14 protein-coding genes and 2 pseudogenes are annotated in these 20533 nt (G+C 73.9%); 5 read left to right on the forward strand and 11 right to left on the reverse strand.

What is annotated here, in order from left to right:
- The 3 genes and pseudogenes from H576_RS16290 to H576_RS0105160 form a co-directional block, all read right to left on the reverse strand.
- Positions 1-218 (reverse strand): annotated as a pseudogene (locus tag H576_RS16290) (ISL3 family transposase); the annotation flags it as partial.
- A 231-nt stretch (positions 219-449) separates the two neighbouring features.
- Positions 450-1025, reverse strand: coding sequence for a nucleoside deaminase (locus H576_RS0105155; RefSeq protein ID WP_029150062.1), 576 nt, complete (start codon positions 1023-1025; stop codon positions 450-452).
- Between the two features lie 35 nt (positions 1026-1060).
- A complete protein-coding gene (locus H576_RS0105160) occupies positions 1061-1828 on the reverse strand; it encodes a hypothetical protein (protein WP_029150063.1) in 768 nt (255 codons plus the stop codon).
- A 198-nt stretch (positions 1829-2026) separates the two neighbouring features.
- Between H576_RS0105160 and H576_RS0105165 the strand changes: the two genes are divergently transcribed.
- From H576_RS0105165 to H576_RS0105175, 3 genes are read left to right on the forward strand one after another with little or no spacing between them, the layout of a single operon-like run.
- Complete coding sequence (locus H576_RS0105165; protein ID WP_029150064.1) at positions 2027-7606, forward strand: glutamate synthase-related protein; 5580 nt, start codon at positions 2027-2029, stop codon at positions 7604-7606.
- Positions 7606-9405, forward strand: a complete 1800-nt coding sequence (locus H576_RS0105170) for a sulfite reductase subunit alpha (protein WP_245559125.1) — start codon at positions 7606-7608, stop codon at positions 9403-9405. Before H576_RS0105165 ends, H576_RS0105170 begins: the two co-directional genes overlap by 1 nt.
- Entirely contained in the window at positions 9405-10334 is a 930-nt protein-coding gene (locus H576_RS0105175) for a hypothetical protein (protein WP_029150066.1), read from the forward strand. Before H576_RS0105170 ends, H576_RS0105175 begins: the two co-directional genes overlap by 1 nt.
- 10 nt (positions 10335-10344) lie before the next feature.
- Here H576_RS0105175 and H576_RS0105180 read toward each other — a convergent pair whose 3' ends face one another.
- The 7 genes from H576_RS0105180 to mvk are packed head-to-tail and all read right to left on the reverse strand — an operon-like array spanning position 10345 to position 17912.
- Positions 10345-11523 carry an acetyl-CoA C-acyltransferase gene (locus H576_RS0105180; protein ID WP_029150067.1) on the reverse strand — a complete coding sequence of 393 codons (1179 nt, stop codon included), beginning with the start codon at positions 11521-11523 and terminating at the stop codon, positions 10345-10347.
- Entirely contained in the window at positions 11520-12671 is a 1152-nt protein-coding gene (locus tag H576_RS0105185; RefSeq protein ID WP_029150068.1) for a hydroxymethylglutaryl-CoA synthase, read from the reverse strand. The genes H576_RS0105180 and H576_RS0105185 overlap by 4 nt, the downstream gene beginning before the upstream one ends.
- On the reverse strand, positions 12668-13783 hold the full coding sequence (locus H576_RS0105190; RefSeq protein ID WP_084502472.1) for a hydroxymethylglutaryl-CoA reductase: 1116 nt from the start codon (positions 13781-13783) through the stop codon (positions 12668-12670). The genes H576_RS0105185 and H576_RS0105190 overlap by 4 nt, the downstream gene beginning before the upstream one ends.
- On the reverse strand, positions 13780-14868 hold the full coding sequence (gene fni / locus H576_RS14370) for a type 2 isopentenyl-diphosphate Delta-isomerase (RefSeq protein ID WP_036319430.1): 1089 nt from the start codon (positions 14866-14868) through the stop codon (positions 13780-13782). Before fni ends, H576_RS0105190 begins: the two co-directional genes overlap by 4 nt.
- Positions 14858-15952, reverse strand: a complete 1095-nt coding sequence (locus H576_RS0105200; RefSeq protein WP_029150070.1) for a phosphomevalonate kinase — start codon at positions 15950-15952, stop codon at positions 14858-14860. The genes fni and H576_RS0105200 overlap by 11 nt, the downstream gene beginning before the upstream one ends.
- A complete protein-coding gene (mvaD, locus tag H576_RS0105205; protein ID WP_029150071.1) occupies positions 15949-16917 on the reverse strand; it encodes a diphosphomevalonate decarboxylase in 969 nt (322 codons plus the stop codon). The genes H576_RS0105200 and mvaD overlap by 4 nt, the downstream gene beginning before the upstream one ends.
- Entirely contained in the window at positions 16914-17912 is a 999-nt protein-coding gene (gene mvk / locus H576_RS14375) for a mevalonate kinase (protein WP_051172203.1), read from the reverse strand. Before mvk ends, mvaD begins: the two co-directional genes overlap by 4 nt.
- A 225-nt stretch (positions 17913-18137) precedes the next feature.
- On the opposite strand from mvk, the gene H576_RS0105215 reads away from it, so the two are divergent.
- Complete coding sequence (locus H576_RS0105215; RefSeq protein WP_036319433.1) at positions 18138-18476, forward strand: nucleotide pyrophosphohydrolase; 339 nt, start codon at positions 18138-18140, stop codon at positions 18474-18476.
- 499 nt (positions 18477-18975) lie between these two features.
- Positions 18976-20349, forward strand: a complete 1374-nt coding sequence (locus H576_RS17325; RefSeq protein ID WP_425411269.1) for a DNA/RNA helicase domain-containing protein — start codon at positions 18976-18978, stop codon at positions 20347-20349.
- Here the strand turns inward: H576_RS17325 and H576_RS17365 are convergent.
- A pseudogene (locus H576_RS17365) lies at positions 20322-20477 on the reverse strand (helix-turn-helix domain-containing protein); the annotation flags it as partial. The gene H576_RS17325 and the pseudogene H576_RS17365 sit on opposite strands and share 28 nt — an antisense overlap.
- Positions 20478-20533 lie beyond the last annotated feature (56 nt).

Here is a 20533-nt window from a genome sequence, read left to right on the forward strand (position 1 = left end):
GGGCGATGGCCGAACGGGTCGTGCGCGAGACGACGGGCAACCGTCCCGCGCGAGAGCGCCTGACTGCCGCAACCTCGACACCACGAGTCGGGCTCCGCGACGCGACACTCGATGACCGCCCGATCACGCCGCAAGTCCAGTCCGACGGCGTCGAGTCCGAGCTCGTCGAGGCGGCAGAACACGGTCAGATCAGGGGCAGCGAATGTAGCGTGGGACACGTCGAGGTCTTCCGTCGGACGGGCAGTGTGAGAACTTCCATCCTCGGGAGACCTCGACCCCTACCAGGACACCGACGCGCCCTCACCTACCCCCTCAACTGCGAAGAGCCCCATTCGCGTACCCGGAGCGCCCGGCTGCGGGTTCCGGGTGCGCATGTGGTCGCTCGCGGCCGCGTTTCGCGACCGTTCGCGTACCCGGAGCCCGCGTGGGGTGGGTCGCGCGGTGCGCGGCTACGCCAGGGGGATCCCCGCCGCGCCCTTCGACGCCTGGTACACCGCGGAGAGCTCGTCGTAGGTGCGGGCGATCCGCTCGCCGCGCTCGCCCGCGTCGAGGGCGTGCGAGGTGAAGAACTCGTTCTCGCGGTTGTACAGGTCGCGGCCCTCCGCGGGGGCGGACCGGTCGGGGTCGGGCACGGCGTAGACGGCGCGGAGGATCCGGATGTCGTGGGGGATCGCGAACGCGTCGGCCGAGTCCTGGTGGCTGAAGAGGTACGAGAACTCGCGGAACCCGGCCCACGTGATCCCCGAGAGGCACAGCGAGCACGGCTCGTGGGTCGCGAGGAAGATGCAGTCGGCGGGGTCGGGGTGATCCGCCATCTCGTAGAAGCGCTTGATCGCATGGATCTCGCCGTGCCAGAGCGGGTTCGCGATCTCGTTGTTCGTCTCGGCGACGACGAGCGAGAGGTCGTCGCGGCGCAGGATCGCGGCGCCGAACAGCTTGTTGCCCTTCGCCACCCCCGCGCGGGTGAGGGGGACGATGTCGTTCTCGATGACGTCGAGCAGGCGGGCGGTCGTTTCGGGGTCCACGACTCGATCGTCCCACTCGCCGGGCGGAGCCGCCGTCAGTCGCGCAGCCCCGCGCCCACCGCGACGCCGTTCGCGACCGCCCCGCGGACGCCGGCCGGCACCTCGCCGTCGACGACGAGGCCCGCCTCGGCGAGCAGTGCGATCTCGCCCTCGAACCCCGGCCGCGCGTCGCCGAGCCCGGGGAAGAGCCGGATCAGTGCGGCGTCGCTCAGGCCGTTCTGCACGAGGTCGGCGATGAAGAGCGCCACGAGCGACCCCGCGGCGTCGGCCGAGAGCGCGCCGGACGCGCCCGAGCCGGCGACGGCGCGCCGCCACGACTCCTCGAGCGCGGGGATCCCGAGCGATCCGTCGCCGACGGACGACACGACCCGCGTGCGCGCCAGGGCCGCCAGGCGCTGGTCGTCGGGCAGGACCGACGACTCGATCTGCGCCATCATGAGCGCCTCGAGCGCGAGGGGAGCGGGCGCGAGATCGGCGAGGCGCCGCTCGACGAGCTCGTGCGGATCCGCCCACCCCTCGGGGGTCGGCGAGTTCGCGAGCTGGAAGTGCACGTACGCGTCGAGGGCCGACGCGATCCGCTTCTCGTCGGGGTGCCCCGCGATCGAGGCCAGCGCGGGCGCGACGGCGTCGGGCCGCCTGAGCTCGGCGCCGCGCGCGAGGAGCGACGCGATCGCGGCCGGCGCCCCCGCGGCGGGCGTCTCGGGGGGAAGCGTGCCGACCCACGTCTCGAATGCCCCGATCAGCTGGCGATCCTGCGCGGCGACGGGCCGGCGGAACGCGGCCCCTGCTTCGAAATCCGTCACCCCACAAGGCTACGGACCCGCGGGCGCGGTCGGGCCGGCCGGCATCCGCACGTTGTCATCCCGCGCTGCGATGGTTTAGGTTAGGCAAGCCTCACAATAGGCCCGATCCGTCAGGCAGCGCTGCGAACGGCCGCCGCCGAGACCCGGCGCGCGGCACGTGACCCCCGGCTTCCCCGCCACCGATCCCAGGACACGCACGTGACCCACCCCCGCTTCGGTCTGTACGACCCCTCCGCCGAGCACAGCGACTGCGGCGTCGGCTTCATCACCCGCAAGGACGGCGTGCCAGGACACGACGTCATCGAGCTCGGGCATCGCGCGCTGTGCGCGATCCCGCACCGCGGCGGGATGAGCTCCGAGGGCGTCGGCGACGGCGCGGGCGTGAGCGTCGATCTCTCGGCCGAGTTCTTCCGCGCGCTCACGGGCCGCGCGCTCGTTCCGGGTCTCTTCGGCGTCGCCAACGTCTTCCTGCCGGACGATGCCGGCCGCTCGGACGACGCGCGCCGCCTCATCGACGCGTCGCTGCGGGCCGAGGGGCTCCAGCCCGTGCTCGTCCGCACGGTACCCGTCGACCACTCGGTCACGCGGCCCGCGGCGCGGCAGTACCAGAAGGAGATCCTGCAGTGGGTCTTCACCGCCCCCGACGGCTGGTCCCGGGGGGATGCGGATCGTGCCGCGAACGCCGCCCTGCTGCGGATCGAGCGCGAGGCATACGGTGCGGGAGAGGCGTTCGCGCCTGGCGACCTCGCGGGCCTGTACCCGCTGTCGGTGAGCTGCCGCACGCAGGTCCTCAAGGGGCGGCTCAACGCGGGCGAGGTGATCCCGTTCTTCGCAGATCTGCTCGACGAGCGCCACGCGGTGCGGACCCTCTACTTCCACACCCGCTTCTCGACGAACACCGAGCCGCACCCGTCGATGGCCCAGCCGTTCCGCCTGATGGCGCACAACGGCGAGCTCAACACCGACCGCAAGAACCGCCTGAGCGACGACGCGCTCGCCCGCGCCCGCGCGCGCTCTATCGTGCGGCCTCCTGGACAGAGCGACTCGAGCCGCCTCGACCAGACGCTGCAGAGCCGCGTCTTCGACGACGGGCTCGATCTCGTGGAGGCCGTCGTCGCGCTCATGCCGCCCGCGTGGGAGAACGACCGCACGCTTCCGCAGCCCGTGCGCGACATGCTCGAGTACTTCTCGCTCTACGAGGAGAAGAACGACGGGCCGGCCGCCGTGATCTTCAGCGACGGCGACGTCGTGGGCGCCCGCCTCGACCGCCTGGGGCTCCGGCCGCTGCGCAGCGTCGAGACGGCCGAGCATCTCATGGTGAGCTCCGAGGCGGGCCAGCTGCACGTCGGCGACGCCGAGGTGATCCGCCGCGGCCGGATCGAGGCCGGCGGCATGCTCTACCTCGACCACCGGGAGCGGACGGCCGACGGCTCCGGGCGGATCCGCCGGACCCGCGAGGCGCTCGAGCTCCTCGCCTCGCGCCGAGACTACGGTGAGCTGCTGCGCGGAGCACGCGTCATGATCGACGACATCCCCGTCGCGGGCACCCGAGGCGACGACACCCTCGGCTACGAGGGCGACCTCGCGCGGGCGGGCAGGTACGTCGCGTACTCGCTCGACCAGGAGAGCTTCCGGTTCATGATGGACCCGATGCTCGCCGACGGCGCCGAGCGGATCAGCGCGATGGGCTACGGCAACGCGATCAACGCGCTCTCCGATCAGGAGGGCGGCATGGCGAAGTACTTCTCGCAGCGCTTCGCCCAGGTGACGAACCCGCCGCTCGACAGCATCCGCGAGGCGGACGGGATGACGTTCCGCGTCGCGCTCGGCGCGAAGCCGCGGGGCGGGGCGGGGCGCACGCGGCAGATCGTCGTCGAGTCCCCGATCCTCGACCACCTCGACATGGTGCGCCTGCGGCGGCAGGACGTCGTGCCGCTCGAGCGCTTCGACCTCCTCTACGAGCCCGTCCCCGGCGACACCGCCCGCAACGCCGAGGCGGTGCGCGACGCGCTCGACGCGCTCTGCGACGGGGTCGAGCGCTTCGCCGCGGCGCAGGGCGGCATCGCGCTGCTGAGCGACCGCGGCGTCGACGCCGCACGGGCGCCCCTTCCGCTGATCCTCGCGATCGCGGCGGTCAACCAGCGGCTCATCGAGCAGGGCCTCAAACTCAGCGCGTCGCTCGTCGCCGAGAGCGGCCAGCTGCCGAGCAGCCACCACATCGCGACGGCGCTGGGCTTCGGGGCGAGCGCCGTGTACAGCCTCAGCGCACGGCTGCGCGCCGAGGAGCGCTTCCCGAGCGCTGAGGTCCTCGCACAGGCCGAGACCGACACCGACCGCGCCTTCGCTCGGTTCCGCAAGGCGGCCCTCAAGTCGCTCGCGAAGACGATGGGGCGCGTCGGCCTCTGCACGGTCGAGAGCTTCATCGGGGGCGAGTTCTTCGAGCCCAACTACCTCGACACGGGGGATCCCGTGCTCGCCCGCTTCTTCCCGCACCTGCACGCGCCGGTCGGCGGCGTTGGCTTCTCGCGCATCGCCCAGACAGCATCCGACTGGCACGAGCGCGCCAGGTCCGTCGAGGCCGAGAACCAGATCCCGCTCCTCGGCCTCTTCAAGGAACGGTCCGAGGGGGCGGGACACTCCTTCGGGACGACGGCCGTGCGCGGCTTCGCGGGGATGACGGAGGAGGCCGCGGCGACGTCGTCGGCGCGCGGCGGCGACGCCCTGCGCCTCCTGACGCTCGGCCAGCTCGGCGACGCCTTCGGGCTGAGCGACGACGCATACGCCGAGACGGGCTACGAGGCGTTGCCGCCCGAGCGGATCGACGCGTTCCGGATCACCCCGGGCTACCGCGACTTCGTGTCGACGACCGAGGCCGAGCGGTCGCGCCGCCCCTCGGCGCTGCGCGACGTGCTGGCGCTCCCGGCCGATGTCACGGGGCTCCGCACCGCCGACGACTTCGCGCGCGAGCTCGGGCGCTTCAGCGGCGACGGCAACGTCGGCGTCACGGTCCGCGGCCTGCGGGTCGAGCGCGCGGGCGGATCCGGATCCGGGGAGCGCCTCCGCGTGGCGCTCACGACGGGATCCCCCGACGAGCTCCCCGGGCGCCACGCCGAGCTGGCCGCGTTCCTCGTGCGGCGCTTCGCGGGCGAGGCGGCCGGGCTGCGGATCGGGGCGGACGCCGTCGAGCTGACGGCCGCAGGAGACGCCCTCGCCTTCCTCGACCTCCTGACGGAGGCGCCGGAGAGCATCCCGCTCGACGAGGTGCAGCCCGCCCACGAGATCACCCGCGCCCTCGCCTCCGGCGCGATGAGCCACGGCGCCCTCGTCGCGACTGCGCACGAGGCGGTCGCGCACGGGACCAACATGGTCGGCGGCATGAGCAACAGCGGCGAGGGCGGCGAGCACTTCACGCGCTACGGAACGATCCGCGGCTCGCGGATCAAGCAGTTCGCCTCGGGCCGCTTCGGGATCTGGGCGGGGTATCTCGCCGACCCGCAGCTGCGGGAGATCGAGATCAAGATCGGCCAGGGCGCGAAGCCGGGCGAGGGCGGCCAGCTCCCCGTGCCCAAGGTGACCGTCGACATCGCGGCGGCACGCGGCGGCACGCCGGGCATCGAGCTCGTCTCGCCCCCGCCTCACCACGACACGTACTCGATCGAGGACCTCGCGCAGCTGATCCACGACTGCAAGGCCGCCCGCGTGCGGGTGATCGTCAAGCTCGTCTCGTCGGAGGGCATCGGCACGATCGCGGTCGGCGTCGCCAAGGCGGGCGCCGACGTCATCAACGTCGCGGGCAACACGGGAGGCACGGGGGCAGCCGCCGTGACGAGCCTCAAGTACGCCGGCCGCTCGGCCGAGATCGGGGTTGCCGAGGTGCACCAGGCGCTGCTCGTCAACGGCCTGCGCCGGAAGGTGACGCTGCGCTGCTCCGGCGCGCACCAGACGGGGCGCGACGTCGTCGTGTCGGCGCTGCTGGGCGGCGACAGCTTCGAGTTCGGCACGACGGCGCTCATGATGCTGGGCTGCGTCATGGCGAAGAACTGCAACGTCAAGTGCCCTGCGGGGCTCACGACGAACCCCGAGGTGTTCGACGGGGATCCGCGCGCGCTCGCGCAGTACCTCCTGAACATCGCCCACGACGTGCGCGAGATCCTCGCGGGGCTCGGGTTGCGCTCGCTGCGCGAGGCGCGGGGCCGCGCCGACCTCCTGCAGCTCCTCGACCACCCGTCGGCCGTCGGCCGGCTCGACGTGCGCCGCATGCTCGCGCGCGTTCCCGAGAAGGTCGTCGCGGATCCCGTCTTCCTCGAGGCCGACTTCCGCATCGACGAGGACCTCGCCGAGCGCGTGCGCGAGTCGCTCGTCGAGCGCGCGGAGCGGAGCGTGCTGATCGACGGCGTGACGCTCGGCAACGGCGACAAGTCGGTCGGCGGGCGCCTCGCGATCGACGTCGAGCGGATGCTCAACCACGAGCTCGCGGGAGCCGAGTCGCTGCCCGCCGTCGTGCGGGACGACCGCGGCCGCGCCCGGCTGCGCGACGATGCCGTGCGGGTCGAGACCCGCGGGTCGGCGGGCCAGTCCTTCGGCGCGTTCTGCAACGACGGGATCGCCCTCGTCCACACGGGGACCGCGAACGACGGCGTCGGCAAGAGCCAGTCGGGCGGGCGCGTCGTCGTCCGCTCGCCCGAGGGCGGGTCCCCGTCCGAGCGCGGCGGGAACGTCCTGATCGGCAACTTCGCGCTCTTCGGCGCGACGGGAGGCAGGGCGTTCGTGCAGGGCGAGGCCGGCGACCGCTTCGCGGTGCGCAACTCGGGAGCCACGGCGGTCGTCGAGGGGCTCGGCGAGTTCGGCTGCGAGTACATGACGAACGGTGCCGTGCTGAACCTCGGAGGCTTCGGAAAGGGCCTCGGCAACGGCATGAGCGGCGGCTTCCTCTACCAGTACGATGGCGACGGCGCGCTCGCCGCTGGCGACCCGTCCGGCCTCGTGAGCGCCGACTCGCTGCTCATGTTCCCCGTGACGGAAGAGGGGCGCGGATCCTTCCACGAGGATGCCGTCCTGCTTCTGCTCGGCTGGCACCGCGACGAGACGGGATCCCCGGTCGCCGCGCGCCTGCTGGCCGAGTGGGACACCGAGCGGCACCGCTTCTTCTGCGGGATGCCGAAGGCCCTCCTCCTGTACCAGGACGCCGACGCGATCCTCGCGGCGAAGGGGCGGAGGGACCTGCTCGACGAGCTGGCCGCCGGCATCGCGACCGACCGCGTGCGCGCGTTCAAGACCGACCTGCGCGACAGCCGCGCCGTGCTCGGCGGGCAGGCACCCCTCTTCGGAGAGGACCCTGCGATGTTCTCCCTCCTCACGGCGTACACGGTGCTCGCCGTCGCGCGCGACCTCGCCCTCGAGCGGGTTCCCGGCGCCATGGGGCCCGACGATCCGCGGGTCCTCGACGCGGCCCGCAAGCTCGTCCTCACGGAGGACTTCTTCGTGATGCAGCGCGTGCAGCGCTACCTGCGCGAGGCGCTCGAGCGCTTCGACGATGCCGAACTCGCCGCGCTCATCGCGGCCAAGCGCCTGCACGACTACAAGCGCTCGCTGGCGCTGCGCAACGTGCGCGGCATCGACGCGCCTGGCACCTACGGGTGGATCCTGCAGCAGGACCGCCGGAACGCGGCCGCGGTCGACGCCGCGCGCTTCGACGAGCTGATCGCGACGGCCTCGCTCGACGACCTCGCGCGCTCGTGGGCAGCGGCGCAGGAGACGGCTGCGGGGGTGGCGGCGTGATGGGCCTCATGCAGGCGGGGCCCGGGTCCCCCGGATCGGTTCCCCTGCCTCCCGTCGCACCGGGCACGGCCTTCCTGGCCGACGCGCCGTTCACGTCCGAACAGCGCGCGTGGCTCAGCGGCTTCTTCGCCGGCCTCGCGGCCGGGCGGGGAAGCGGGGGCGAGGCGCCGGCGGCGACCCTCACGGTCAACGTCCTCTACGGGACCCAGACGGGCAACTCCGAGGAGCTCGCGGGCCAGCTGTCGGCGGCCCTCCGCGGGCGCGGCCTCGGCGCCGTGACCGCCGAGCTCGACTCCGTGGGAGTCGGGGACCTCGCGGCGATGTCGCACGTGCTCGTCATCACCTCGACGTACGGCGAGGGCGAGATGCCCGACGGGGCGGAGCTGTTCTGGGGCGAGCTCTCGGCCGAGACCGCCCCGCGGCTCGAGGGCACCCGGTTCTCCGTCCTCGCGCTGGGCGACAGCGGGTACGACGACTTCTGCCAGGCCGGGAAGCTCATCGACCTGCGCCTCGAGCAGCTCGGCGCGACGCGGATCGCGCCCCGCGCCGACTGCGACGTCGATTTCGAGGAACCCGCCGCCGTGTGGACAGAGGGGGTCGTCGCGATCCTCGCGGCCGAGGCGCCGGCCGGAGCCGCGGCACCCGTGCCCGACTCGGCACCCGCGCCGCAGCGGGCGCGCTCGCCGTGGAACCGCAGGACGCCCTATGCCTCGCGCCTCGCCGAGAACCGCGTGCTCTCGGCGCCGGGGAGCTCCAAGGAGATCAGGCACCTCGAGTTCGAGCTGGGCGACAGCGGCATCACGTACGCGGCGGGCGACGCGCTCGCGGTCGTGCCCGAGAACGACCCTGCCCTCGTCGCGGCGACGCTCGATCGGCTCGGGCTGCGCGACGGCGATGAGTCCGACGGCCGGTCGCTCGGCGAGCGGATGACGCACGACTGGGAGATCCGGACCCCGTCGAAGGACCTCATTGCGGCGCTCGCCGAGCGCGACCCCGAGGGCGAAACGGCGCAGATGGTGCGCCGAGACGACCGCGAGGCGATGGACTCCTGGCTGTGGGGGCGCGACGTGCTCGACCTGCTCGAGGCGAGCCCCGGCGTGCGCTTCGACCCCGAGGAGCTCTCATCCCTCCTCCGTCCGCTCCAGGCGCGCCAGTACTCGATCTCGTCGAGCCCGCTCGCGAGCCCCGACCGGATCCACCTGACGATCGCGTCGGTGCGGTACGGGCGGCCGGGGTCCGAGCGGGCGCGCGGCGGGGTGTGCTCGACGCACCTGGCCGACCGGCTCGCGTCGGGCGCCGCCGTGGGGATCTACCCGCAGCCGAACGCGTCGTTCAGCGTCCCCGATGACGGGTCCGTGCCCGTCGTCATGATCGGGCCGGGGACGGGGATCGCCCCCTTCCGCGGCTTCCTGCATGAGCGCGCGGAGAGCGGCGCCACGGGCGGCAGCTGGCTGTTCTTCGGCGACCAGCACCGGAGCACGGACTTCATCTACGAGGACGAGCTGACCGCGTTCTCCGAGCGCGGGGTGCTGACCCGGCTCGACCTCGCGTTCTCGCGCGACCAGGCCGAGAAGGTCTACGTGCAGACCCGCATGCGCGAGCGTGCGGGCGAGCTCTACGCGTGGCTCGAGGAGGGCGCCCGCGTGTACGTGTGCGGCGACGCCTCCCGCATGGCGAAGGACGTCGACAGGGCCCTCCTCGACGTCATCGCGTCGCAGCGCGGGCGCGGCGCCGACGATGCGGCCGAATACGTCGCGGAGATGAAGCGGGACAAGCGCTACGTCAGGGACGTGTACTGATGTCGGCGGGCTGTGACGCGTGCGGCCACGGCGGCTGCGCCGGCGACGTGCGCATCGTGGATCTGCCCGCGCGCGACGTGCTGCGGCTCCTGCCGATGCTCGACACGGCCCTGGCCGTGACGGGCGGACCGGGTGCGGTCGTCGCGCAGTCCGGGCCGTACGCCGAACCCTCGGCGCAGGGGACGGCCCTCGCGGTCGACCCGTACGCCGTCGTCCTGCGCGTCGCTCCCGACCGGCTCTCGCCCTACGTCTTCGCGCGCCCCGACGGCGAGTGCGTCCTGCAGCTGCGCACTCGGGGCGGACACGTCGCTCACCGCGTACGCGGGATGTCCGACGCCGACCGGCTGATCCTCGCCGGCCTCGCCCGCACCGACGGCGGGGATCCCGTGTGCATGCCGGACGGGGCGGGCGACCCGTTCCCGGACGTCCCCGGACTGGTGGATCCGGCCCCCGCGGCATGGCAGGAGGGCGATCAGCTCGCGCAGCTCGATGCGATCCTCGCCGACGGCGGCGTGCTGCGGTGGAACCAGATCGCCGACTGTCCCGAGGTCGCGGTGCGCTCCGCCGACGCGGGAGTGCTCCCCGCGCTGTTCGAGCACCTGTGCGCGACCGAGCTGCCCCTCGGGGCGGCGGTGTTCGGCGAGGCGGCCGCGCAGCTCGCGTCGGGGCGCGTGCACCTCGTCACGTCCTCCGGCGAGGGCCGGCTCGCCGTCGTGCTGGGCCAGAGCACGCTCGACGTCGACCTGCACGCCGTGCACGAGTGCCTGCTCGTGCGGTCCCACGGCCCGCACGGGCTGACCTCGGCGCTCGAGCTCTACGACCCGGACGGCAGGGCGATCGTCCTGCTGACGCAGTTCGGCATCGTCGGCGAGGCCACCCACGGCGCGTGGGAGGACCTCACCGCCTCGCTGCCCGTCGCGAGCTGGTAGCGAGGCGCCGTCAGCGTCGGAGCAGGACGGCGTCGCCCTGCCCTCCCCCGCCGCAGAGCGCCGCCGCCCCGATGCCGCCGCCGCGGCGGGCGAGCTCGTGCGCGAGGTGCACGACGAGGCGCACGCCGCTCGCTCCGATGGGGTGGCCCAGCGCGATCCCGCCCCCGTGCACGTTGACGTCGTCGGGATCGACTCCCAGAAGGGCCTGCGAACGGGCGACGACGGCGGCGAAGGCCTCGTTGATCTCGAGCAGGTCGAGGTCGCCCGGCGTGATGCCCTCCCGCACGCAGGCGGCCTCGACGGCCCGGGCGGGCCTGTCGTGCAGGGCGGTGTCGGGCCCGGCGATCTGCGCGTGCGCACCGAGCGCCGCGAGCACGGTCCAGCCCTCGGACTCGGCGCGGTCGCGCGTCGTCAGGACGACGGCCGCGGCGCCGTCCGAGAGCTGCGAGGCGTTGCCCGCGGTGATCGACCCGCCCGTCGCGAAAGCGGGGCGCAGGCCTGCGAGCCGCTTGGCGGAGGCGTCGGGGCGGATCCCCTCGTCGCCCGTGACGGTGCCGTGCCGGGGCGCGTCGACGGGCGTGATCTCGGCGTCGAAGACCCCGTCCTCGGCCGCGCGCGCGGCGAGGCGGTGCGAGCGCAGCGCGATGGCGTCCTGCTCCTCGCGTGTGATGCCCAGAGCGGCGTTGTCGCGCTCGACGAGCGCGCCCATGCTCTCGTGCCCGAAGGCGTCGGTCAGGCCGTCGTGGGCCGCGTGGTCGACGGCCACGGCGTCGCCGTATCGCCAGCCGGCGCGGGATCCGGGCAGCAGGTGGGGAGCCCGCGACATCGACTCCATGCCCGCGGCGACGACGACCTCGGCCTCGCCGAGCCGGATCCTCCGGGCGGCGTCGATGATCGCGGCGGTTCCCGAGAGGCACACGGCGTTGACCGTGGCGGCGGGCGCCGACCAGCCGATGCCCGCGGCGATCGCCGCCTGCCGCGCCGGGTTCTGCCCCGATCCGGCCTGCAGCACGTTGCCCGCGAGCACGGCGTCGACGGCGGAGGCGGACACGCCGCCCTGCGCGAGGGCGCCGCGGATCGCGGCGGCGCCGAGGTCGACGGCGGAGAGGGATGCGAGGGCGCCGCCGATGCGGCCCTGGGGCGTGCGGGAGGCCGCGACGACGACGACCTCGGGGTGCGCGGCGCTCACGCCGTCGCCTCGTACACGCGCGCCCGCCCGCGCACCCCCGCGAAGCGGAACGGCGCCGTCGTGACACGGGGCGTCTCCGCGTCGTCGGAGCGCGCGCCCGACGACGCGTGGAGCGCGCGATAGGCGTCGAGGTCGAGGGGCGCCCTCGCGTCGAGGTCCATCCCGCCGGCCGCCCGCATCGCGTCGGCGTATCCCGGGCGCACGACGCCCGTGAAGAACTCGCTGACGCTGCCGGATCCGTAGCTGAACAGGCCGATCCGCTTCCCGGCGAGCGAGTCGTCGCGGCGCAGCAGCGAGCAGAGGCCCAGGTAGAGCGACGCCGTGTACGAGTTCCCGATCTGCCTGTTGTCGGCGAGCCCGTCCTCGATGAGGTCGGCGCCGATCCCCGCGCCGGTGTGCTCGGCGAGCCGCGCGTGCGCCTTGCGCGCCATCTTCGTGTACGGCTGGTGGTGCACGAAGCGGTCGATCCGCGACACGTCGGCCCCGCCGCGGGCGCGGAAGTCGTCCCACGCGCTCGTGAGGGCGTCGAGGTAGGCGTCGACCGAGAGGCGGCCGTCGACGACGGGGACGTCGCGGTCGTTGGGGCGCCAGAAGTCGTCGACGTCTGCGGTGCTGAGGCCCGAGACCGGCTCGATCTCGACGAGCGCGGGATCGGCCGACACGAGCATCGCGACGGCCCCCGCCCCCTGCGTCGGCTCTCCCGGCGAGTCGAGGGCATAGCGGGCGACGTCGGACGCGATCACGAGCACCCGGTCGTCGGGGTTCCGGGCGACGAGCCCGATCGCGGTCTGCAGCGCCGCCGTGCCGCCGTAACAGGCCTGCTTGAGCTCGGCCGTGCGGACCTGGGGAGGCAGCCCCAGCAGCCGGTGCGCGTAGACGCCGGCCGCCTTCGACTGGTCGACGCCCGACTCCGTCGCGAACAGCAGGGCGCGGATCCCGTCGGTCCCCGTGCGGCGCAGGAGGGCGGCGGCGGCGGACGCGCCCATCGTGACCGCGTCCTCGTCCGGGGCGGGCACGCTCATGCGGTCCTGACCCAGCCCCAGCCGGTACTTGGCGGGGTCGACGTCGCGGTGCGCCGCGAGGAGGTCGAGGTCGAGGACGTGATGGGCGGTCGCCGCATGGATGTCGTGGATGCCGATGGCGCTCACGCGCGACCTCCTTCTTCGCCCGTCGCGGCGACCCCGCCGCGCTCGAGCAGGTGGTGCGAGCTCATGAGCTCGCCGGGGTTGGTCTGGGCCGCGAGCAGCGAGAGCTCGCCGCACAGCACCGTCGCGGCGGTGAGGCCCGCGAGCCGGCGGGCGTCGGCCCCCGGCTCGGCGCCCGTGCGGCACCCCATGCGCTCAAGCGCCTCGTCGACGTGCGGCAGGTGCTTGCCGTTGCCGACCGTGCCGACGACGAGGTGGGGGAGGGTGCACGAGAAGTAGAGGCCGTCCGGCCGGGCCTCGGCGTACGTGATGCCCTGGGATCCCTCGACGATGTTCGCCGCGTCCTGCCCCGTCGCGAGGTAGATCGCGAGGAGCATGTTGGCGTAGTGCGCGTTCGCCGAGCGGATCGCGCCCGCGATCGTGCTGCCGACGAGGTTCTTGCGCACGACGAGGTCGGCGACCCGCTGCGCGTCCGTGCGCAGCTGCGCCGAGACGACCTCGTGCGGGATGAGGATGTCGGCCGTCGCGCGGCGGCCGCGGCCGAGCACGCCGTTCACGGCGGTGGCCTTCTTGTCGGAGCAGTAGTTGCCCGACACGGTTCCGTACTCGACGTCGAGGCCCCACGACAGGACGCGCTCGAGCACGGCGTCGGCCGCCTGCGTGACCATGTTGTGCCCGCTCGCGTCGCCCGTCGCGAGGGCGAGGCGCAGGAACAGGAGGTTGCCGACGACCTCGTCGTGCGCGTCGATGAGGCGGGCGAAGCGGCTCTGCGCCGCGATCGCCTCCCGCAGCTCGCCGAGGCGGGCGTGGATGACGCGGGCCGCGCGGTGCGCCGACTCGGCGTCCGGCGCGACGAGGAGCACCGACCGGGTCATCCGCTCGTCGGCGATGCTCACGCGGATCCCGCCCGGGACGAGGCGCGAGACGCGCGCCCCGCGCCCGACCGACGGCCACAGCGGCGTCTCGTAGGTCGCGAGGGGGACCGACACCTCGGTGGGGTCGGCCGGCGCGGGGGATCCCACGGGGGAGAAGGCGTCGCCGCCGACGCGGATCGGGCCCACCCAGCTCGTCGGGATCAGGGTGCCGGGGTGACCGTGCTCGGTCGTCGTGCTCAACTGCGCTCTCCGTCTGTCTCGTCGCTTCGTCGGGTGAGGGCGCCCGCGTCGATTCCCCTCAGCTCGCAGAACTCGCGCACGCGGCCGCGCACGAGCAGGTCGGTCGCGGCGAGGCGCTCGGGCGACGGGGCGCCGAGGAGGGCGAGCAGCTCGGCGATCCTCTCGATCCAGCCGCCGATCATCGGCACGAGCGCATCCTCGCCCCCGTCGAGCGCGGCGCGCAGGAACGGGCCGGCGACGCCCGCGGCGCGCGCCCCCAGCGCGAGGGAGCGCACGACGTCGATGGGCCCGCGCACGCCGCCCGACGCGAGGAGCGCCGGGAAGGCGGGCGCGTCGAGCAGGCACGCGGCGGCCGACTGGCCGTAGCCCGCGAGCTCCTCGCGGCCCGCGCCGCGGCGGGATCCCTCGATGCGGGCGAAGTCCGTCCCGCCGGATCCGCCGACGTCGGCGATGCGGGCCCCCATGTCGCGCAGTGCCACGAGGGTGCGGCGGCTCAGGCCGAAGCCCACCTCCTTGACCACGACGGGGACGGGGGAGGCCGCGATGACGACCTCGACACCCCGCGCCCACGACGAGAAGTCGCGTGATCCCTCGGGCATGACGGTCTCCTGGACCGCGTTCAGGTGCAGCTGCAGGCCGTCGGCCTCCAGCAGGTCGACGGCGCGGCGGGCGTCGTCGGGGGAGCGGCCCGCCCCGATGTTCGCGAGGACGAAGCCGCCGGGGTTCTCGTCGCGGATCACCCGGAAGCTCCGCGCGGCGGCGGGGTCGTCGAGGGCGATCGACGCGGATCCGGACCCCATCGGCACGCCCGTCTCGCGGGCCGCGATCGCGAGCGCGCGGTTGACGCGCTCGGCCGCGGGGCTCCCGCCCGTCATGCCGTTGACGAAGAGCGGGGCGGGCCACTCCCACCCGTCGACCCGCACGCCGAGCCGCACGTCGCCGCGGTCGATGCCCGCGAGCGCGTGGTGGACGAACTCGACGTCGTCGAAGTCGTTGCGGGGGGAGGGCGCCTGCTGGGCGGCGAGGCGCAGGTGGTCGTCCTTGCGGGCCGCCGCAGGCGGGATCCCCGTGCCGTCAGATCCCATCGACCTGTCCCTCCGCCGGGTGCACCGCGAGGCTCAGGCGCCGGATGTCGTGCGCCTCCCACGCGCGCAGGATCGCGCTCTCGGGCAGGTCGCGGGGGGCGAGCACGATGCCGCAGTCGCCCCCGCCGGCGCCGGACGGCTTGGCGGCCGCGCCGGCGTTCTCGGCGATGTCGCACAGCGTCGCGAGCTTCTCGGTCTCGATCGAGATGCCGCGCGTCTCGCCGAGGGTCTGCAGGAGGCGGCGCGCGCGGCGGATCACGCGGAGCGCGCCGGGGGCGTCGTTCTCCCGCAGTGCGTCGACGAGGGCGTCGACGCACACTCGGCTGTCCTCGACGAAGGTGCCGTAGCGGCGCCCCGCGTCCTGCCCGTGCGGGCGGACCCGGTCGACGAGGTCCTCGGTCGACGCGGGCGACCCCGTCCACCCGACGACGAGCCGCAGGGCGTCGGGCGGGGGGAGGCGGGTGACGCTGCACCCCTCCCACGCCTCGGGGGAGGTCAGGGTCCGCGCGACGCCGTGCTCGTCGCCGTGCGCGCGCAGCGCGTCGCGGTCGGGCGCCGTGTAGCGGACCCACCCGCCGAATGTGCTCGCCGCGAGGTCGCCGCCCGACGCCGTCGGGGCCACCTGCACCGTCGCGAGGAGAGCGAGCTTGAACCGCTCGGCGCGGCTCAGGCCGAGCCGGTAGAACTCGTCGAGGGCCGCGATCGTCGCGACTGTGACGGCGGCCGAGGATCCGAGCCCGAACTTGCGCCCGTCGGCGTCGTCGAGCTCGCTCTCGATCCGCAGGTCGAAGTAGCGCGGGGCGAGGCCCAGCTCGAGGCGCAGCCGGTCGACGGTCGCGATCGCCGCCATGACGTAGTCGTAGGGGTGGTGATCGAGGACGATCCTCGCGCCGCCCGGCTCGCGCGTCCACACGAGCGGCAGGCGGCCGTACTCGCGTGAGTGGACGCGCCCCGCGCCCTCGCTGGCCGTCAGCCGCACCGTGAGGTACCGGTCGACCGCCACGAGCGCGGCGGGCTCGCCCGGCTCGACGACGGCGTACTCGCCGGCGATGTAGAGCTTCCCCGGGGCGCGCGTCTCGATCATGCCGCCGCCCCCGCCGTCAGCGTCGCGCCGGGGCCGGGCGCCGCCACCCGGACGCCGCCCAGCGGCGCGAGGGCGCGCGCGAGGTCCGCGGCGTCCTCGGGCCGGCAGATCGCCACGACGTTGGGGCCCGCGTCGGCCGTCGCGTAGGCGTCGAGGCCCTCGCCCCGCAGCCGGCGCACGGCGTCGAAGACCGCGACGCTCGCCGGGCCGAGGTAGCGGATGGGCGGATCCGCCGACTGGATGACGGCGTGCATCCGCAGGGCGTTCGACTCGGCGATGCGCCCGATCCGCGTGACGTCGGCGTCGCGGAACGCCGCGATCATGGCGTCGAGGCTCTGCGCCGCCGACAGAGCCCAGGCGTCGTGGAACGGCGAGGTCAGGGCCGTGCGGCGCATCGCCTCGCGGCTCGACACCGCCTTCCCCGAGCCGTCGACCGTGACGATCACCATGCGCAGGTCGGGCCCGTCGATCGCCTCGGCGTACGAGGTCTCGTCGTCGCCTGCGTGCCACACGGCGAAGCCGCCGACGACCGATCGGGCGGCGGATCCGGATCCCCGTCGCGCGAGGCGGCTCAGGGAGCGGGCGTCGCGCGGGAGGCCGTAGGCGGCGGAGGCCGCGAGGGCGAGGGCGGCGAAGCCCGAGGCCGACGACGCGAGCCCCGCGCCCGTCGGCGCCTCGTTGCGTGAGCGCACGATCGCGCGGGGCGGCTCGCCGCCCGCCCGCTCGCGCGCGAGGTCGAGGAAGCGCGCGACGCGACGCAGCCGCTCGCCCGAGGCCGGCTCGCCGTTCAGCTCGAACGCGTCCTCCCGGGCCGACGGGTCGAGCGTCACGCTCGTCGTGGTCGGCAGCGCGTCGAGGGTCATCGACAGGCTGCCCGCGAGGGGGAGCACGAGATCCTCGTCGCGCTTGCCCCAGTACTTCACGAGGGCGATGTTGGGGTGCGCCTGCGCGGTCGCTGTCGTCATCGGGTGGCCTCCGGGATGCTCGTCGTCGCCTGCTGCGTCATGGTCCAGACCTGCCGCGCTCCCGCTGCGGCGAGGGATCCCGCGATCTCCTCCGCCTCGGCGGGAGATGCGGCCAGCGCGACGACGCACCCGCCCAGCCCGCCCCCCGTGAGCTTGGCGCCGAGCGCGCCCGCGCGGGCGGCCGCGCCGACGAGGGCGTCGAGGGCGTCGGTGCTGACGTCGAGCAGGCGCAGGAGCCCGTGCGCGTCGGTCATCCGCGCGCCGAGCGCGTCGAGGTCGCCGGACGCGAGGTCCTCCGTCGAGCCTTTGGCGAGGGATCCGAGGCGGTCGATGAGGGTCCCCGCCGTGTGCGGCCTGGCGTCGCGCATCGCGCGGACGCCTGCGACGGCCTCGGCCGTGGATCCGGGGGCCCCGCTGTCGGCGATCACGAGCGTGAGGGGTGCGCCGAGCGCGAGCGGGGCGGCGAGGCCCGCGTGGAAGCGGATCGGCCCCGCGGCGACGACCGCCCGGGCGTCGAGGCCGCTCGGCGTCCCGTGGGCCGCGCGCTCGGCGACCTGGATCAGGCCGTGGCGCTCCTCGGGGTCGAGGGCGCGGCCCACGGCACCGGCGACGGCCTGCACGACGGCGGCGGCGACGGCGGCGGAGGATCCGAGGCCCCTCCCGACGGGCACGTCGCTGCGGATCGAGACGTGCGCCGCGGGCGCGCCGACGAGGTCGAGGGCCGCGCGGATCGCCTCCACGACGGGGGAGAGCGGCGCGGGGGCGCCCTCGGCGGGCCCCGCGTAGAGCGCGCTCTCGATGCGCGACGGGGGGCCCGAGGCGCGCAGCGTCGCCGACGCGGTCGCGGCGAGCGCGGGAAGCGGGACGGCGACGGCCGGCGCCCCGTAGACGACGGCGTGCTCGCCGAACAGGACCGCCTTGCCGTGCGCGCGGGCGGCGCGCGGAGCCGGTCCGGCGTCCCGGGCCTCGCGGCCGGATCGGAGGGGTGGTGTCATGCCTGGTGTTCCGTTGGACGTGGTGCTGATTAGGCAAGCCTAACCTCAACTGTCTGCCCGGGCCTCGCCGGAGGATCCCGCGCCCGCCTCGCCGCCCCGCGCGGGCGCGCGCCCTCCCGCGGAGATCCGCCCCCGCGCGGCCGTTTCGGCTGCAGGCGGCCGCGGGACGGCGGATCCCCGCGCCGGGGCGGCGCCTTGCGCGGGGATCCGGGCGGCGCCGTCGATATGCTGTCGGGCGTGACCCTCGACGAGCTGCGATCCGAACTGCGCGCGTTCGTGGCGGAGCGCGACTGGGCGCGGTTCCACTCGCCCGAGAACCTCGCGAAGTCGGTGTCGATCGAGGCCGCCGAGCTCCTCGAGGAGTTCCAGTGGGGCGCGCCGGGGGATGAGAAGCGGCAGGACGTCCTCGACGAGCTCGCCGACGTCTTCACCTACTGCCTCATGCTCGCCGACGTTATGGGGGCGGATCCGGTCGAGATCGTGCGCGACAAGCTGCGGCGCACGCGCGAGAAGTACCCCGTCGACCGGGCGCGCGGCCGGAGCGCGAAGTATGACGAGCTTTGAGATCGAGCGCCGGGCGTTCACGCCCGCGACGATCCGGGATCTGAAGGCTGCGGGTGATCGGTACACGAACTGGCCCGTCGTCTACCTGCTGAACGACGCGCGATCCGTGTACGTCGGCGAGACGCTCAACGCCGCGAGCCGGCTCAAGCAGCATGCCGCGCCCGACTCGCGCAACCGCACGATGAAGCAGGTACGCATCGTGCTTGACGGCACGTTCAACAAGTCGGCCTGCCTCGACCTCGAGTCGCAGCTGATCCGCTACCTGAGCGGCGACGGGTCGCTCCAGGTCACCAACCGCAACGACGGCGTGATCGACGCCGAGTACTACGACAAGCACGTCTACGAGAAGACCTTCGCCGAGATCTTCGACGAGCTGCGGGCGCAGGGCCTGTTCGAGAAGTCGCGGCACGAGATCGAGAACAGCGACCTCTTCAAGCTGTCGCCGTTCAAGGCGCTGACCGACGAGCAGAGCGGGGCCGTCGAGTCGATCCTCGACGCGATGTTCGAGGATCTGCGCGGCACCTCCGAGAGCACCTCGATCGTCCAGGGTGCCGCCGGCACGGGCAAGACGATCGTCGCGATCTACATGATCAAGCTCCTGACCGACATCGGCGCGGCGGGCGATTCCGACGCCTTCGAGACCGATTCGGCGTTCTCCGACTTCTTCCTGCCCGACTTCCGCCGCCACGCGCGCGGCCTGCGGATCGGGCTCGTGATCCCGCAGCAGTCGCTCCGGAAGTCGGTGGCCGAGGTGTTCGCCCGCACGCCGGGGCTGTCGAAGGCGATGGTCATGAGCCCCTTCGCGCTCGGGAAGAGCGATGAGGAGTTCGACGTCCTGTTCGTCGACGAGACGCACCGCCTCAACCGCAGGGCCAATCAGGCGTCGGGCATGCTCAACCGCGACTTCCGGCTGATCAACGAGAAGCTGTTCGGATCCGATGCCGACCACTGGACCCAGCTCGACTGGGTGCGGGCGAAGAGCCGCCACCGGATCCTGATGATCGACAGCGGGCAGAGCGTGCGGCCGGCCGACCTCGGCAAGGCCGAGCAGCGCGATCTCGTCGAGCAGGCGCAGCGCGAGCACCGCTTCCACCGGCTCATGACGCAGATGCGGGTGAAGTCGACGAGCGACTACGTGGGTTGGATCCGCGCGATCCTGTCGGGCGAGCGGCCCGCGCCGATCGACCTCGGCGCGTACGACATGCGTTTCTTCGACGACCCCGTCGAGATGCGCGAGGCGATCAGCGCGCGCGAGAACGAGGGCGGGCTCGCGCGGATGGCCGCGGGGTATGGGTATCGCTGGAGCTCGCGCACGGATCCGTCGGCGTGGGACGTCGTGGCCGGCGATCTCCGGATGCGCTGGAACTCGAAGACCGTCGACTGGATCAGCTCGCCGGGCTCGGCCGACGAGGTCGGGTCGATCCACACGCTGCAGGGCTACGACCTCAACTACGCGGGCGTGATCATCGGCCCCCGAGCTGCGGTGGGACGCCGAAGCCGGGCGGATCCGCGTCGACCGCGACAGCTACTTCGATGCCAAGGGCAAGGAGGACAACCCGCGCCTCGGCATCGCCAACAGCGACGACGACCTCCTCGCGCTGATCGTCAACATCTATGTCGTCCTCATGACCCGCGGCATGCTCGGCACGTACGTGCACGTGCACGATCCCGCCCTGCGCGAGGCGCTGCGGGGGCTGTTCCGGGCGTAGGGCGGGGCGGCTACGCCTTCGAGGCCCGGCGACGGCCGTCCGCCGCGTTTGATGGGAACATGCTCGGCGTGATGCCGTCGAGGAGCTCGCCGGGCTCGAGCGCGAGCGCGTCGGCGACCCGCACGAGCGTGAAGAGGTTCATGAGCGCGCGTCCGTTCTCGTAGGTGCGGACGTTCGCCGAATCGATGCCCGCCCGAACCGCGAGCTCGTCCTGCGTGAGGCCCATGCGCGTCCGCTGGCCCCGGATCAGCTCGCCGATGTGCTGAGCGGCAGCAGACGGGACGCGGGGCATCACGACAGCGTCGCCGAACCCGGGTTGATGCACCAGAGCGTGAGATACCGGGTACA

This window comes from Microbacterium indicum DSM 19969 (assembly GCF_000422385.1).
Lineage (GTDB): Bacteria > Actinomycetota > Actinomycetes > Actinomycetales > Microbacteriaceae > Microbacterium > Microbacterium indicum.